Raw genomic sequence first — 897 nt, 5'->3', positions numbered from 1 at the left:
CGTCACCGCCAGTTAATCCGGAGAGTCAGCGATGTTCCTGAAAACCGAATCATTTGAACATAACGGTGTGACCGTCACGCTTTCTGAACTGTCAGCCCTGCAGCGTATTGAGCATCTCGCCCTGATGAAACGGCAGGCAGAACAGGCGGAGTCAGACAGCAACCGGAAGTTTACTGTGGAAGACGCCATCAGAACCGGCGCGTTTCTGGTGGCGATGTCCCTGTGGCATAACCATCCGCAGAAGACGCAGATGCCGTCCATGAATGAAGCCGTTAAACAGATTGAGCAGGAAGTGCTTACCACCTGGCCCACGGAGGCAATTTCTCATGCTGAAAACGTGGTGTACCGGCTGTCTGGTATGTATGAGTTTGTGGTGAATAATGCCCCTGAACAGACAGAGGACGCCGGGCCCGCAGAGCCTGTTTCTGCGGGAAAGTGTTCGACGGTGAGCTGAGTTTTGCCCTGAAACTGGCGCGTGAGATGGGGCGACCCGACTGGCGTGCCATGCTTGCCGGGATGTCATCCACGGAGTATGCCGACTGGCACCGCTTTTACAGTACCCATTATTTTCATGATGTTCTGCTGGATATGCACTTTTCCGGGCTGACGTACACCGTGCTCAGCCTGTTTTTCAGCGATCCGGATATGCATCCGCTGGATTTCAGTTTGCTGAACCGGCGTGAGGCTGACGAAGAGCCTGAAGATGATGTGCTGATGCAGAAAGCGGCAGGGCTTGCCGGAGGTGTCCGCTTTGGCCCGGACGGGAATGAAGTTATCCCTACTTCCCCGGATGTGGCGGACATGACGGAGGATGACGTAATGCTGATGACAGTATCAGAAGGGATCGCAGGAGGAGTCCGGTATGGCTGAACCGGTAGGCGATCTGGTCGTTGATTT

At 54.8% G+C, this 897-nt stretch carries 2 protein-coding genes; both read left to right on the top strand.

All coding sequences use genetic code 11. The features are described from left to right. The first annotated feature begins 31 nt into the window (after positions 1–31). On the top strand, positions 32–454 hold the full coding sequence (gene gpG / locus FQZ95_RS21805; protein WP_000479153.1) for a phage tail assembly chaperone G: 423 nt from the start codon (positions 32–34) through the stop codon (positions 452–454). After that, entirely contained in the window at positions 436–870 is a 435-nt protein-coding gene (locus tag FQZ95_RS21800) for a phage tail assembly protein T (RefSeq protein ID WP_000459458.1), read from the top strand. The genes gpG and FQZ95_RS21800 overlap by 19 nt, the downstream gene beginning before the upstream one ends. Positions 871–897: the final 27 nt, after the last annotated feature.

The sequence above is a fragment of the Escherichia sp. HH41S genome (assembly GCF_009820115.1).
In the GTDB taxonomy this organism is placed as follows: Bacteria; Pseudomonadota; Gammaproteobacteria; order Enterobacterales; family Enterobacteriaceae; genus Escherichia; species Escherichia coli_F.
The sequence above is the reverse complement of the archived record's forward strand: the minus strand, read 5'-3'. Positions and strand labels throughout refer to the sequence as shown.